The organism is Sphingopyxis sp., assembly GCF_035686825.1.
Classification (GTDB): Bacteria; Pseudomonadota; Alphaproteobacteria; order Sphingomonadales; family Sphingomonadaceae; genus Sphingopyxis.
This window is the reverse complement of sequence record NZ_DASRYZ010000004.1, coordinates 154,780-168,524: the sequence shown is the minus strand read 5'-3', so window position 1 is coordinate 168,524 and position 13,745 is coordinate 154,780. Positions and strand designations below refer to the sequence as shown.

Annotated in this window: 17 protein-coding genes; 7 read left to right on the top strand and 10 right to left on the bottom strand. The window is 63.7% G+C overall.

Going from position 1 to position 13,745, the window contains the following annotated elements:
• Positions 1 to 29: 29 nt before the first annotated feature.
• The 3 genes from VFG17_RS09630 to mnmA form a co-directional block, all read right to left on the bottom strand.
• Positions 30 to 536 carry a hypothetical protein gene (locus tag VFG17_RS09630; protein ID WP_325029253.1) on the bottom strand — a complete coding sequence of 169 codons (507 nt, stop codon included), beginning with the start codon at positions 534 to 536 and terminating at the stop codon, positions 30 to 32.
• 238 nt (positions 537 to 774) lie between these two features.
• Positions 775 to 1,197: a hypothetical protein gene (locus VFG17_RS09625; RefSeq protein WP_325029252.1), complete on the bottom strand. Its 423-nt coding sequence runs from the start codon at positions 1,195 to 1,197 to the stop codon at positions 775 to 777.
• A 47-nt stretch (positions 1,198 to 1,244) separates the two neighbouring features.
• Positions 1,245 to 2,402: a tRNA 2-thiouridine(34) synthase MnmA gene (gene mnmA, locus VFG17_RS09620; protein WP_325029251.1), complete on the bottom strand. Its 1,158-nt coding sequence runs from the start codon at positions 2,400 to 2,402 to the stop codon at positions 1,245 to 1,247.
• A gap of 144 nt (positions 2,403 to 2,546) precedes the next feature.
• Between mnmA and VFG17_RS09615 the strand changes: the two genes are divergently transcribed.
• The 4 genes from VFG17_RS09615 (at position 2,547) to VFG17_RS09600 (ending at position 3,932) form a co-directional block, all read left to right on the top strand.
• Complete coding sequence (locus VFG17_RS09615) at positions 2,547 to 2,927, top strand: hypothetical protein (RefSeq protein WP_325029250.1); 381 nt, start codon at positions 2,547 to 2,549, stop codon at positions 2,925 to 2,927.
• A gap of 2 nt (positions 2,928 to 2,929) precedes the next feature.
• Complete coding sequence (locus tag VFG17_RS09610) at positions 2,930 to 3,229, top strand: DUF1153 domain-containing protein (protein WP_037554894.1); 300 nt, start codon at positions 2,930 to 2,932, stop codon at positions 3,227 to 3,229.
• A 102-nt stretch (positions 3,230 to 3,331) separates the two neighbouring features.
• Positions 3,332 to 3,538, top strand: coding sequence for a hypothetical protein (locus VFG17_RS09605; RefSeq protein ID WP_325029249.1), 207 nt, complete (start codon positions 3,332 to 3,334; stop codon positions 3,536 to 3,538).
• Positions 3,539 to 3,656: 118 nt separating this feature from the next.
• Positions 3,657 to 3,932, top strand: a complete 276-nt coding sequence (locus VFG17_RS09600; RefSeq protein ID WP_167922531.1) for a hypothetical protein — start codon at positions 3,657 to 3,659, stop codon at positions 3,930 to 3,932.
• A 213-nt stretch (positions 3,933 to 4,145) separates the two neighbouring features.
• On the opposite strand, the gene VFG17_RS09595 is transcribed toward VFG17_RS09600, so the two are convergent.
• Positions 4,146 to 4,790, bottom strand: a complete 645-nt coding sequence (locus VFG17_RS09595; protein WP_325029248.1) for a GNAT family N-acetyltransferase — start codon at positions 4,788 to 4,790, stop codon at positions 4,146 to 4,148.
• Positions 4,791 to 4,955: 165 nt separating this feature from the next.
• On the opposite strand from VFG17_RS09595, the gene VFG17_RS09590 reads away from it, so the two are divergent.
• Positions 4,956 to 5,309, top strand: coding sequence for a helix-turn-helix transcriptional regulator (locus VFG17_RS09590; RefSeq protein ID WP_325029247.1), 354 nt, complete (start codon positions 4,956 to 4,958; stop codon positions 5,307 to 5,309).
• A 14-nt stretch (positions 5,310 to 5,323) separates the two neighbouring features.
• On the opposite strand, the gene VFG17_RS09585 is transcribed toward VFG17_RS09590, so the two are convergent.
• Positions 5,324 to 7,093 (bottom strand): hypothetical protein, encoded by a 1,770-nt coding sequence (locus VFG17_RS09585; RefSeq protein ID WP_325029246.1) that lies wholly within the window; start codon positions 7,091 to 7,093, stop codon positions 5,324 to 5,326.
• Between the two features lie 201 nt (positions 7,094 to 7,294).
• On the opposite strand from VFG17_RS09585, the gene VFG17_RS09580 reads away from it, so the two are divergent.
• The gene (locus tag VFG17_RS09580; RefSeq protein WP_325029245.1) at positions 7,295 to 8,446 is read left to right on the top strand and encodes a hypothetical protein; all 1,152 of its coding nucleotides are present in this window, start codon (positions 7,295 to 7,297) and stop codon (positions 8,444 to 8,446) included.
• Positions 8,443 to 8,760: a hypothetical protein gene (locus VFG17_RS09575; protein ID WP_325029244.1), complete on the top strand. Its 318-nt coding sequence runs from the start codon at positions 8,443 to 8,445 to the stop codon at positions 8,758 to 8,760. Before VFG17_RS09580 ends, VFG17_RS09575 begins: the two co-directional genes overlap by 4 nt.
• A 27-nt stretch (positions 8,761 to 8,787) precedes the next feature.
• Here the strand turns inward: VFG17_RS09575 and VFG17_RS09570 are convergent, their stop codons facing one another.
• The 5 genes from VFG17_RS09570 to lepA form a co-directional block, all read right to left on the bottom strand.
• Positions 8,788 to 9,651 (bottom strand): HNH endonuclease, encoded by an 864-nt coding sequence (locus VFG17_RS09570; RefSeq protein ID WP_325029243.1) that lies wholly within the window; start codon positions 9,649 to 9,651, stop codon positions 8,788 to 8,790.
• 12 nt (positions 9,652 to 9,663) lie between these two features.
• Positions 9,664 to 10,746, bottom strand: coding sequence for a beta family protein (locus VFG17_RS09565; RefSeq protein ID WP_325029242.1), 1,083 nt, complete (start codon positions 10,744 to 10,746; stop codon positions 9,664 to 9,666).
• Between the two features lie 14 nt (positions 10,747 to 10,760).
• Positions 10,761 to 11,306 carry an ImmA/IrrE family metallo-endopeptidase gene (locus tag VFG17_RS09560; RefSeq protein ID WP_325029241.1) on the bottom strand — a complete coding sequence of 182 codons (546 nt, stop codon included), beginning with the start codon at positions 11,304 to 11,306 and terminating at the stop codon, positions 10,761 to 10,763.
• 26 nt (positions 11,307 to 11,332) lie between these two features.
• Complete coding sequence (locus VFG17_RS09555; protein WP_325029240.1) at positions 11,333 to 11,806, bottom strand: hypothetical protein; 474 nt, start codon at positions 11,804 to 11,806, stop codon at positions 11,333 to 11,335.
• A gap of 90 nt (positions 11,807 to 11,896) precedes the next feature.
• A complete protein-coding gene (lepA, locus tag VFG17_RS09550) occupies positions 11,897 to 13,720 on the bottom strand; it encodes a translation elongation factor 4 (protein WP_325029239.1) in 1,824 nt (607 codons plus the stop codon).
• Between the last annotated feature and the right edge of the window lie 25 nt (positions 13,721 to 13,745).

Here is a 13,745-nt window from a genome sequence, read left to right as displayed (position 1 = left end):
GCGGCGGGGTGCGTAGGGTCGCCGTCCCCTCAGTTCATCGCCGACCCCGCCGGAAACCCGCGCACGCCCGCGACCGCGAACATCACCCCGCCGCGCACCGCCTCGGGCGAATCCTCGAGCAGGTAGAGCTTCACCAATTCGCGCGTGACCTCGCTGTCGTCGTCGACGACCAGCCGCAGCGACGCGATGCCGAGCTCGCCCTTCGAGATCACCACATCGCGGATCAGCGGCAGCGGCCAGCTTTCCGAGGTGCCGCGATGGAGCCGCGCGCCGTCGTGCCAGATGAAAGCATCGCGCCGCCGCCACGCGCGAAAAAAGGCGACAAAGCCGAGCAGCGCCGCGGCGATCGCCGCCGTGACCAGCAGATTGCCGAACAGCAGCATGCGCAGCACCGCGTCGGCGCCGTCGCCCCACGCCCCGCTCGCCTGCCGCACGATCAGCGCCGCCGCGGCAAGCCCGCACAGCAATTGCCCCGCCAGCAGCGGCTTCGCCTTCAGCCGGCCGATCACAATCTGTCTGGAGAACCCGCCTGTCATCGTGCGTTTACATAGGAAGCACGGCGACGCCGCGCCAGTCCGTGCTTGCGCAGCTCCTGCGTTTGCTCGTTATGCAGACTTTGGGGTGGGGAGCGGACATACCCGATTCCGTCATCCCGGCGAAGGCCGGGATCTCACCGGTGCGTAAAACTGCTAGGGTGAGATCCCGGCCTTCGCCGGGATGACGACGGAATATGGGTCCTCAACCAGCCGAAAGCCGTCACGCCCCCCGCGAAACTCAATGCACCATGTCGGCCGATCCGTCCGCCGGCACTTCAGCCGGCCGCGACAGCACCCACCAGCTACCGACCATCAGCAGCACGGTCAGCGCCTCGATGATCATCGCCTGCACGATTCCCGAATTGACCGGATCGCCGCTCGCCGCGCCGAACAGCCGGCCCGCGAGCGCGGTGCCGTAAAGCGCGGCGGGGACGAGCAAAGCCCGCACCCAGCCCGGAACCAGCGCGCCGATCGCGGCGGCACCCGCCGCGACAAGGAAGAAAGCCGAGAGGTCGGCGCGGATCGTGTTCGTCGCCGCGCCCTCGACCAAAATGCCGAAGGTCTCGCCATAGCTCGCGGGGTCGAACAGCCCGCGCGCGCCGACGATGAAAAAGAACAGCGCCCACAAGAGGACGGCGCCGCGCAAGACCCAATTGACCATGACCTTCTCCCTGTTTCCGGCGAAACTGCGCCATCGGGGAGAAAAGTTCAATCTATTCCGGGTGAAGGATCGTGGGCCGCGAACGTCTCTTCGATCCACCCGCCGCCGAGCACGCGCGAAGTGTCGGCGGCGTCGTAGAGCACCGCCGCCTGCCCCGGCGCGACGCCATATTCGGGCGCGGCGAAGATCAGCCGGTCGCCCGCGACCCGCGCCGGCACCGGCTTCGCCATGCTGCGCACCTTCGCGAGGACATCGCGCCCCTCGACCGCGCCGAGCCAGTTCGCCTCGCCCAGCCGTGCGCCCGAAACGGCAAGCGCGCGCCGCGGCCCGACCACGACCTCTTTCTTCTCCGCGTCGAGGCGCACCACATAGAGCGGCTCGGCCTGACCGCCGATCTCGATCCCGCGCCGCTGGCCGACGGTATAATGAATCAGCCCCTTGTGCGCGCCGAGCACGCTGCCGTCGACATGGACGATCGCGCCCCGATCGTCCGCCTCGGGGCGCAGCTTGCGGACCAGCGTCGCATAATCGCCGTCGGGGACGAAGCAGATGTCCTGGCTGTCGGGCTTGCCCGCGACGCCGAGCCCCAGTTCGCGCGCGATCTCGCGCACGACGCTCTTCTCGAGCCCGCCCAAGGGGAAACGCAGGAAATCGAGCTGGTCCTGCGTCGTCGCGAAGAGGAAATAACTCTGGTCGCGCGCCGGATCGACCGCGCGGTGCAGCTCGGCGCCCGTGGGCCCCATCACGCGGCGGACATAATGGCCGGTCGCGAGGCAGTCGGCGCCCAATTCCCTGGCGAGCGCGAACAGGTCGGTGAACTTCACCCCCATGTTGCAGCGCACGCACGGGATCGGCGTCCTTCCGCTAAGATATTCGTCGGCGAACTGGTCGATCACCGTGTCGCGAAAGCGGCTTTCATGGTCGTAGACATGATGCGCGAAGCCCAGCCGGTCGGCGACCGCGCGCGCGTCGCGAATGTCCTGCCCCGCGCAGCAGGCGCCGACGCGCTTCGCCTTGGCGCCATGATCATAGAGCTGCAGCGTCACGCCGATCACCTCGGCGCCCGACCGCGCGGCGAGCGCGGCGACGACGCTCGAGTCGACTCCGCCCGACATGGCGACGACGATTCGCCTGTCTTTCAGCGGCATCGGCAGCTGAAAATCGGCCTGGGCGAGCCCGGCGGGGGAGGAAATCGTCTCGATCATGGTCGGCGCCATCTAGGGATGGAGGCGGCAAAATACCAGCTTTTCCGCCGTGCCTGTCAAGATATTGACGGGGGTTAAGCTTCGCTAACAGGGGCTGAAACAGGCATTTACGGGACCTTAGCTCCTCTCGCGTAGACGAGTCGCATGAACCTCGATCCGTCCGATCTTCCGCGCATCGCCGGTGCGGCCAGACTGTCGAAGCCCGGCTTCGACATCATCCTGGCCGTGTCCAGCGCGCGCCAGGCGGCGCTGCCGACGGTGCGGCAATTGCGGGCGCGGGCGCAGCGCGATCGCCATGCGGCAAAGCTTAACGCGCTGCGCGGCATCCTCTGCGGCACGCACGGTTCGACGGAACAACAAGCTCCGCGCATCGTCCGCTTCCTCGATCTGTCCGAGGATGGGAACGCCCTGCCCGAAACTATGAATAACCTGTTTACCAGAGGGTTTCAGCCGATGTTGAATCCCTCTGATGTAGAGCATGAAGCGTCGGACACACCCCCCTCCGACGTTGCAAATATGGAATGAGCATGATCGAGAATCAGAAAATCCGTCCCGCACAGGTCATCGGCCCCTTGGGCGAACCGCTGACGCTGGACTCGCTGCCCCCGTCGACGACGACCCGCTGGGTCGTTCGCCGCAAGGCGGAAGTCGTTGCGGCCGTCAACGGCGGGCTCCTGTCCGTCGACGAAGCGTGCGAACGCTATGGGCTGACCCTCGAGGAATTTGCCGGCTGGCAACGGTCGATCGACCGCAGCGGCATGCCCGGATTGCGCGTCACGCGCATTCAGCACTACCGCGACCTGTACGAGCGCCAACAGCGTTTCTAAGGGCCGCGGGACCGGACCAGGCATGAAGAGGGCGCTTCGGGCGCCCTCTTTTTTTGTGCCTCCGACTGGACAGCGACAGGGGCATCCCGCTAGCGGCGCGCCATGGGTATCACCGCTACGATCATGAACACCGCCACCGGCCAGCCGATCCAGAAGATGAGCTTTGGCCGCATGCCCAAACCTTGGGCCAGCTTCAATCTCGCGACGGGCGAACTCGTCACCGCCGAGCGCATCGACGTCACGCCGCCCGCGCCGGGCAAGTTCGCCGCGACGGTGCAGGTGTGGGTGAAAGTCAAATCGGACGGCTGACGCCGCGCCTCACGCTATCAAAGAAAATCGGCGTGATTTCAATAATATGACGATTTTGTTGCAACCCTATTGTTCATCCCGCGTTAAGCCCCCGAGTCAACTTTGGGAGTCACTCAATATGCGCAAGATGTTCATCACCCTCGCTGCCACCTCGGCCCTCGCACTCGGCGCCTGCCAGAGCCCGCAGGCCGACAAGGTCGAGGACCAGGCCGAAGCCCAGGCCGAAGCGATCGACGATCAGGCCGATGCAATGCCGGAAGGCCCCGCACAGGACGCCATGGAAAACAAGGCTGACGTCGTCGAGGAAATGGGCGAAGAAAAGGCCAACGCGATGGACGACAATGGCGAAATCGCCCCGTCCGAAACCGGCGTCGGCGACACGCAGAAGAAATAAGGGCTGCCTTCCCTAAAGGGCAGGGCGAAGGGTGCCGGTCGATTCCGGCGCCCTTTGTTTTGCTCGCCGCATTTTCGGCGCCCGCTGTGATCGGCATCACCGCCGCGCTCCGCGATCACGGTTAACACCGCGTTCGGGACGGGCACACGCTTTCAGCGACCGCTAACGGACCACCCTTCCGCCGCCCCCAGCGACCCAGGGCGGCGGGAGGGACTATTCCTCCCTTTCCCCTTCGAGCGTGCGCAGCACATCCTGCACCCCCGGCGCGTCGGTGTCGGCGCGCAGCGCCTCGATCGCCGCCGCGACGTCGAGCTTGTAGTCGGCGACCCCCGCCGTCTCGCCCGCCCATGCCGCGCCGAGCGATTTGACCAGCCGCCGCGCCGCGGCATTTTCCGACAGCATATGGACGTCGAGCACGCCGAGCCCCTCGGCATGGCAATGGACGAGCAGCGCCGCGGTCATCATCCGCGCGAGCCCGCGCCCCTGAAATTCGTCGAGCACCGCGATCGAAAATTCGCCCACCGGGCCGTCGTGCCGGTACCGCACCGCATGCACCGCGCCGATCGGCGGACGCCCCGGGCATTCGGTGCAGATGGCGCCCCACGCGATATGATCGTGCCCGTCGACATCGGCGAGTTTTTGCACCACCGCATCGGGCAGCGCCGGCGCGGGCGAGAAAAAGCGCAGATAGCGCGATTCCGCCGACAATTTGGCGATTCCGTCGCGGATCAGCGGGGCGTCGTCGGGAGTGATCGTGCGCAAGGATACCGCGGTGCCGTCGTTCAGCGCGCTGTGGACCGCGATATCCTCGATCCGCGCGCCCTTTTTCGCCGCCTGCCGCCTGTCCGCACCGGTCATCGCCGTCTCCCGATGCCCGACGATAGGCAATGCCCGACGTTGTCGCAATCATCGCACGATCAAACCCTAAGCAATTTCTCCGGTCGCGATCGGTGAAATGTCGGAAGCGAACCACGCTTAACTTTGGTAAATGTTGCACCTTCGAGTCCGAAAGGTTGCACGTCAGTGATCCCTGCTCATCCGGACAGTAACACGCGCTACGACACGCGCCATGAAGTGCTCGGCGACCGCCTCGCGCGGCTGCGCCGGGGCCGGGGGCTGAGCAAGACCGATCTCGCCGGCCGCCTCGGCGTCACCGTCACCTCGATCTGCTATTGGGAACAGGGCCGCTCGCGCCCGCGGCTCGCGCGGCTTCAGGCACTCGCCGACCTCCTCGGCACCTCGCCGACCGAGCTTTTGAGCCGCGACAGCGCGCCCGGCGGCGACCATCTCGCCGATCTGGTCGGGCGAATGCGCGCCGAAATCGCCCATGCCGCGGGCACCACTCCGTCGAAGGTGCGAATCATGATCGAGATGTAGGCCGCGTCTAGCGCCTACAGCCGGTCCATGCGCAGCCAGCGCCGGTCGCCGAGCCACGCCTTCGACAAGGCCTTCCCCGCCGCCGCCGCCTCGAGCTTTTTTCCCTGCATCGCCTCGCTACGCTGGAGGCCATAGAGCGCCCAGCCATTGTTCGGCGTCTGCGCCAGCGCGCCGCGGAACGCCTCGCTCGCCTCGGCATAGCGGCGCTGCTCGAACAGCGCGGCGCCGAGCGACTGCTTGACCGGGAAATACCAATAGGACGGCTCCTGATAGGGCAACCTGCCCTCAAGTCCGATCGCCTGCCGATAAAGATCGGTCGCCGCGTCATAGCGCCGCTCGGCCGCGGCAAAACGCCCGCGCGCGACCGTTTCGGCGAGCAGCACGAGGTCGGGACCCGGCACCCCCTGATCGACCATCGCCTTGAACGCGTCCGACGTCCGAAGCTTCGCCATCGCCGCCAGCTCGCCCTCGAACCCCTTGCGATCCCGCAGCCGCGCAAAGGCGATGCTCCGCGCATAATGGCGCATCGCGCGGGGATAGGGCAGCCGCGCGTCGGGCGCGGGCATCGCGAGGATCGCCTTCGGCTCGGCGAACTGCGCCATCGCAAAGTAAGGCGCCACGTCGATCGACTGGATCCACGCGATCGACGCCGAGGTGTCGGGGTCGAGCAGCGCCCGCAACCGCCGCGCCTCCTCGATCGCGGTGTCCAGATCGCCCGCCATCTGCGCCGAGGTCACGATGAAATGGACATTGTGCGGATAATAGCCATAGCGCACGAGCCCCCGATCGCCCGCATCGCGGATATAGGCCTCGTCGGCGCGCGCCGCGGCGACATTGACGCGGATCGCATCGGCGTGCCGCCCGCGCAGCTGATAGATATGCCCCGGCATGTGCACGAGATGCGCCGCGCTCGGCGCCAGCGGGTTCGCCAGCCGATCGGCGGCGGCCTCGGCGCGCGCCGGGTCGGTCGATTCGACGAGGTGGATATAGAGGTGGTTCGCCTGCACATGGTCGGGATTGCGCGCGAGCACCCCCTCGACCAGCCGCACCGCCGCGCCGCTCCGCCCGACCGGCGTCCGCTTATCCGCCTCCCAATAATTCCACGGCGTCGTGTTCATCGCCGCCTCGGCCGCGAGCACGGCGACATCGTCGTCGCCCGGAAAGCGCCGCGCGACATCGAGCATCGCGTCGGCATAGGCGGCGTCGAGCGCCGCGCGGTCCTGACCCGCATCGCGCGAATAGCGCCGCGCCACCGCCTCGATCAGCGCGCGCTCCATCGGCGTCGCCCCTTCGCGCAATGCCATCGCGCGGTCCATCGCAGCCAGCGCCGCCTCCCGGTCGCGATCGTCCATCGGCGCGTTGATGTTCGGCCCGAGCGCCGCCGCCTCGCCCCACCAGCACATCGCGCAATTCGGATCGGCGCGCTGCGCCTCGCGGAACGACCGCACCGCCCCCGCATGGTTGAAGCCATAGCTCAGCAGCAGGCCCTGGCTGAAATAGCGCCGCGCCCGCTCGTCGCGCGTCGACACCGGAAAGGGCGATTTGGCGAGATCGGGATAGAGCGGGATCGTCCGCCCCGCGCTCGCCGGCGCCGCGACCGCCGCCGCGATCAGCAGCTCGTTCGCCAGCATCGCCCCCGCGCGCCGCGCGCCGCACGACAGGCTGGCGAGCCGGCTCGGGTCGAGCGCATCGAGCGCCGCCGACGAAAAGCCCGCGGGCGGCGCGAAGCTCGCGGCCGACAGCCCGATACCGAGAGCCGCCACAATCCGGAAATGATGACGCATGACAATTCCCCTTCCCCAAGGCGAACCGAAGCAGCGCCTTTCCCTACCATGAAAGGCGGGGCGCCCAAAGCCCGGGCTTTTCCCCATTTCGGCGCGAGTCCCCATGAGCGCCCGTCTCTCCGCCTCCCTCAAAAAACCGCTTTCCTACATTGTTCCTATATGGTTCGCTTTTGAAAATCCCTAAACCAAGGAGCCGAACCCATGCCGCAGGAAATCCTCCCGCCCCTCCCCGCCGTCGTCGAGCCCGGCGCCAATTTCGCGCCCGACCCCGCTATCGACCCCGAAGACCTTCCGCCCGAACTCGCCTTCACCCCCGCCCCGCAACGCAGTAAGCGCTGGACCGGCATCACCGCGGCCAAGCAGCGCGCGTTCATTGCGCATCTCGCCGCGACCGGCGCGGTGACGATGGCGGCAAAGGCGATCGGGCACAGCGGCTCGGCGCTCTATCAGCTGCGCAAGCGCGCCGGCGCCGAAAGCTTCGCCGCCGCGTGGGACAAGGCGGTCGAGATGGGTGCGCGCCGCGTGCTCGACATGCTGCTCGAACATGCGATCCATGGCGTGCCCGAAACGCTCAGCAAGGACGGCCAGGTCATTCTCGAACGCCGCAAGTTCAACACGCGCGCGATGATGTGGATCGTCCAGCAACGCTTTCCCGAACAATATGGCGGCAGCCTCGAAAGCTATGGTTCGGCGCCGCACAGCCTGCCCGACGGCCTCAGAAAGCTCCGCGACCGCTGGCGGCGGGAGTGGGAGGAGGAGCAGGGCGAGGCCGCCGCCGAAGCCGAAGCCCGCGACCCCGGCCCGCGCGACGCCGTGCTCGGCATCGTCGCGCGGATCGCGGCGATCCGCCGCGCCTTTCTCGAGGGCATCGTGCCCGACCCGGTCAAGCGCGCCGCGTGGGAGTTGCTCGTCGGCCCCGCCGACTGGCCCGCGATCGCCGCCGCCGCCGCGGGCGAGGCACCATGGGACGAACCGCAACGCTCGATGCACGACCCCGCGATGATCGTCTCCCTCGCCGCCCCCGATCCGTATGACGAAGATGGCGACGAAGACGGGGCGCCCATCGCCGCCGCGCTCGCCGAAACCGAGCCCGAGCGCCGCGCCGCCTTCGAAGCCGCGCTCGACGGCCCCCGCCCCGTCTTCCAGCGCCCCCACGGCTTCCTCGCCCGCAACACGATCAGCGGCGGCCCCACCGCCATGGACCGCCTCGCCGCCCGCCACCGCGCCGAACGCGCGATCGACGAGCTCGAACGCCAATGGAACGCCGCCTACAGCGAAGAAACCTGGGCGGCATGGAAGGCGGGCGGCCACGCGTCACCGCACGGCGCCGAAGGGTCGGGAGCCGCCCGATGAGCCGGCCCGACGACCTGCACGCAAGCCGCCCGCGCCAAGCCCGCCCCGCCCGCTTCGGCCGCACCGTCCTCATCGAATGGATCCAGCCGCGCGAACCCTATGGCGGCTGGAGCCATTATGCGTTTTTCGAACCCGAGGAAGTCCAGACCTGCCTCTCGACCGGCCACCTGATCCACGACGACGATAATGTGAAGGTGCTGGCCGGCTCGGCGATGATCGTCGGCGACGACGAACGCGTGATGCTGAGCGGGATTATCGAGATTCCGGCGCGCTGCGTGGTGCGGATTGTGCGGTTGGAGGAGGTCTCGGACTAACCATCGCGCTCACCCGACCCCGACTTGTTAAAAACCGTGAAACTCTCGATGCCACGTAATGAATGCTGGATGGGGTCGATGAGCGGCAAGTTGTGGCGAGACAAGCTTGCCGGTGGCGTTAACTATCGACGCCACACCTTCTCGGTCATTGACCTTGCGGTGAATAATTATGTCCAAGTCATCGCTAAAACCAATTAATCCCCGATCAAACATCCAATGCGCCGTGCCGGAAAGCGCGAGTCCGTTTCTGACACTGTCGGGTCCGCCATGTTCGACCGGCCGAATATGGGCCGCTTGAGCTTCCAATCGTCCGCCACCATTGACGAGCCTCCATCCGGTTACAGCGCAGCGCCCGTCATAGGCTTGCATCACAGCGCGGCGAAAAGCGCGCTCTCGAAATGGCTTTGAAACAAGGGATTGGACCAAAGGGCGTTCGATTTGGAACGGAATCTGCTCTTCACGAAAGCGATCTATTGGTTCGGGATCACCGTCGCGGGGCAAATATTCCTCGTCGGGCAGCCCCAGCGCAACAATGCGTGCGAAATCGGAACGGGAAAGCGGACGCACGGCCCATTGCGGATTAGGGCAATTCCGTTCGACAAGTTCGCCATCCACTCGCCGTGGCACGGTAGGCGAAAACGGTAGATAGCTACCCGGTTCAATTAACGCACGAAATCGACCTCCAACTTCCGGATCGGGAATGATCTCCGCAACTTTGGCCACCGCGAAATACCCTTTAGAGTTCGGCTCCTTTGTCGGTTCGAGATAGACGATCCAATCTCCCAAAGAAGCCTCTGCGCGCGAGAGATAGGCCTTAGGAAACTGGTAATGCACTTCCGGAATGTCGTCGTAGATCGACCCATCCTTGTGCATGAAAACGCCGAAGGTCACCGTTTCCTACCGCTAGAAATCTTCGTCACTCCACTCTTCGTCAAGCGCATCAGGGGGCGGAAGGTGGCCATAGAACGCCTGTCTATGAAGATGGATGTTGACCCTTGCTGCATACATCTTTGGCATTGTGTCGATGGCAAAATTTTGCCCCTGCGCCGTGCCTTCGATCAGCTGTTCACCCCAGATGCCAAGATTGCCGGTCCACCCCGCGCATCCTACTATTCTTTGCGCTGCCTCAAAAAAGCTAATCTGCTCGCCATTGTTTCTCGCAAAAAACCACGACCCATCCGCCGGAAAATCGATCCGGTTCTTCGGTTGACTGGCATGCCCGTAGCTGCGCGGCCTCGTTGACCCCCAATCACCGTAAATTATTCGAGGATGGTTCGTCACTTGCCGGACTTGAGAAATAAGCTGCCGATTCGTAAACGGCTGCTCTACCGTTCCATCAAAAATTGTAAAATCATTGGGGAAAGACGTACACGACACTGCGATTGGAACTTCGGGAGGGACGACTGAGAAAAAAGTGTTCGCATACCCGCTAGCCAGTGCGGCAACGACTAAGGCGTCATTCACCCATCCGAATTCAAACACGACGGCGTAATCATTTGCGCCTTCCTGCGCCAAATCAGCGACAAGTTCTGGCATCCATATCGGAATTCCTGACCCGCCTTCAGCCAGATTCATCCGTATACAGAAATTTCGATGATGTTCTCGTGCCCAAGTAATCTGCTGTCGAACGCTATCAATTGATTGTTCAGCCATCAGCAAACACGGATTGGCTTCCGGATATTCAGAAATAAGCTCCCACCATGCGTCCAAGTTTGCAGGCTTCTGAGCCAATTGGGCCCAGAGCGCTTTAGCTTCATTCCCATTTTCGTTGACCTGATAGTATGTATCGACGTCTACGAAGTAAGGCCTGGAGGGGTAAGCCTCTTCGAGCTTTTCGAGGGCACGTGACAGCGGCGTTGTCGCAAGCCAAGGAGCTAGAAGCACTAATGGCGTTAGCCGATCTTTTGTCGACCCCGGCAATTCCTTGAGTCCCCTGAGCTCAGCAGGGCGAATCCCGATAGTAACAAGATAATCCTGTACATCCATGCCACTTCCCGCGTTCAAGTCATTTGCAGCTTGATTTCCATTGCAGTTGTAGAGACCCCAAACCGACGCGCAAGATCTTCAATAATTTCGTCCGTCACTGGGCCAGAATAATCCTTTACCGCCTCCGCCAGCAGCGCGGATGGAATGACAAGATCAGAAGCTAAGCGGTTTGCTTCATATTCGATCTGTGCTGGCTGGCCGGAACGCAAAAGCACATTCTCAGACCACCCACCATCGGCAACGACTTTCTCTCTATGAAGCAAAAAATGAGCAATTTCATGAGCCAAAGTAAAGCGCTGACGATGCTTTGCTTCATGACGGTTCACGCGAATAACGAATTCACCGTCTTCCTGACCTATCTGTCCCGAAGTTCCACGGGGAAGTGTCGATAGAAGAACCTTAACCCCAAGAGCGCTAGCGATGGCCCCCAGTTTAACCGGGTAATCCGACAAATACTCATCTATCTTCCCGCGGACTTCTACGTTCAGATTTAGAAATTCATTCGAGGGAGACCTTACCTCCCAGCTGGCTGCGTGTTTCATCTCCATACTTCCGATCATGTCGCCCCCTAACCCTGTTTAGCTTACTAGCCTTCCGGATCTTCCGCTCCTTCTTCTTCCGACTCTGGCTCTCCACCTTGCATCCGATTTGCTACGCGCTCTAGCACCTCATCGAGTTCCCCTCGCTGAGCCATTTCTCGAAGAATTTTATGACCCAGATCATCGTCGACCAGAGCTGCTTGAAGCGCCGACGGTAATGTCGCCCCAAGCTTCGCAGCAGCAGCAGCCTTTGCCTCAGATGCTGCCTCGTCCTTTATTTCCCTGAGAGTTTTCAGAGCGACGAGGCCGATGACTAATGCTCCAATAGTCACTGCTAAGCCAATCGCTGCCAGAAGAACCGTGACGAGCATCAGCAAAAAATCGACGTAGTCGGCGCGACCGACATCGGCAAAGGGGGCATTCCCGACCGACGATCCCCAGCCAAAGAACCACACCAAAGCGATCGCAGCGGCAAACCCGCCGACAATCGCCCCAAGGATTGTTGCGCTAATCTTCCCCATAAAAGAGACCGACGCCCTCCTAGCCTAATCCGCATATAGGAACATGTAAGGAACAAATCAAGATTCTACGTAGCATTGTGAAAGCGATCGCTAAGCATCATCCCCCATCCGCAGCGCGGCGATGAACGCCTCCTGCGGAATGTTCACATTGCCATATTCGCGCATCCGCTTCTTGCCTTCTTTTTGTTTCTCCAGCAGCTTCTTCTTGCGGGTCGCGTCGCCGCCGTAGCATTTGGCGGTAACGTCCTTGCGCAGCGCGGCGATGGTTTCGCGGGCGATCACCTTGCCGCCGATCGCGGCCTGGATCGGGATCTTGAACATGTGGCGCGGGATCAGGTCTTTCAGCCGCTCGCACATGCCGCGGCCGCGGCTTTCGGCCGAGCCGCGGTGGACGATCATGCTGAGCGCGTCGACCGGCTCGTTGTTGACAAGGATGCTCATCTTGACGAGGTCGCCGGCGCGGTGGCCGATCTGGTGATAGTCGAACGACGCATAACCGCGGCTGATGCTCTTCAGCCGGTCGTAGAAATCGAACACCACTTCGTTGAGCGGCAGTTCATAGGTGATCTGCGCGCGGCCGCCCACATAAGTCAGGTTCTTCTGCACGCCGCGGCGGTCCTGGCATAGCTTCAGGATCGGGCCGAGATATTCGTCGGGGACGTAAATGACGGCCTCGATCCACGGCTCCTCGATCTCGTCGATGCGGTTGGGGTCGGGCATGTCGGCGGGATTGTGGAGCTCGATCTCCTTCGCCGCCTCATTCTTGGTGTGGCTGAGCTTGAGCTTGTAGACCACCGACGGCGCGGTGGTGATCAGGTCGAGGTCATACTCGCGCGTCAGCCGCTCCTGAATGATCTCGAGGTGCAGGAGCCCCAAAAAGCCGCAGCGGAAGCCGAAGCCGAGCGCCGCCGAGCTTTCCATCTCGAACGAGAAGCTTGCATCGTTGAGCCGCAGCTTCTGGATGCTCTCGCGCAATTTCTCGAAATCGTTCGCGTCGGTCGGGAACAGCCCGCAGAAGACGACCGGCTGGACTTCCTTGAACCCCGGAAGCGGCGCCGCGGCGGGCTTCTTCGCGTCGGTGACGGTGTCGCCGACGCGCGCCTGCGCGACGTCCTTGATCTGCGCGGTGATGAAACCGATCTCGCCGGCGCCGATCTCGGTCAGTTCCTCGCGCTTGGGCGTGAAGCAGCCGACGCGGTCGATCAGGTGGGTGGTGCCCGCCTGCATGAACTTGATCTGCTGGCCTTTTTTCAAGGTCCCGTCGACGACGCGGACGAGGATGACGACGCCCAGATAGGGGTCGTACCAGCTGTCGACGAGCATCGCGAGCAAGGGCGCGCTCGCGTCGCCCTTCGGGGGCGGGATCTTGGTGACGATCGCTTCGAGCGCCTCCTCGATGCCGATCCCGGCCTTGGCGCTGGCGAGCACCGCGTCGTCGGCGGGCAGGCCGATGATGTCCTCGATCTCGGCCTTCACCTTGTCGACGTCGGCGGCGGGCAGGTCGATCTTGTTGATCACCGGCACGATCTCGTGATCATGTTCGATCGACTGATAGACGTTGGCGAGCGTCTGCGCCTCGACCCCCTGCGCCGCATCGACGACGAGCAGCGCGCCCTCGCACGCCGCGAGCGACCGCGACACCTCATAGGCGAAGTCGACGTGGCCGGGCGTGTCCATGAGGTTCAGCTCATAGGTCTCGCCGTCCTTGGCGGTATATTTCAGGCGCACCGTCTGCGCCTTGATCGTGATCCCGCGCTCCTTCTCGATCTCCATATTATCAAGGACTTGCGCCGACATCTCGCGCGCCGTGAGCCCGCCGGTGAACTGGATCAGCCGGTCGGCGAGCGTCGACTTGCCATGGTCGATGTGCGCGATGATCGAAAAATTGCGGATATGCGAAAGGGGAGTGGTCATCGGGCGCCGTTAGCAGCGGAAAGCC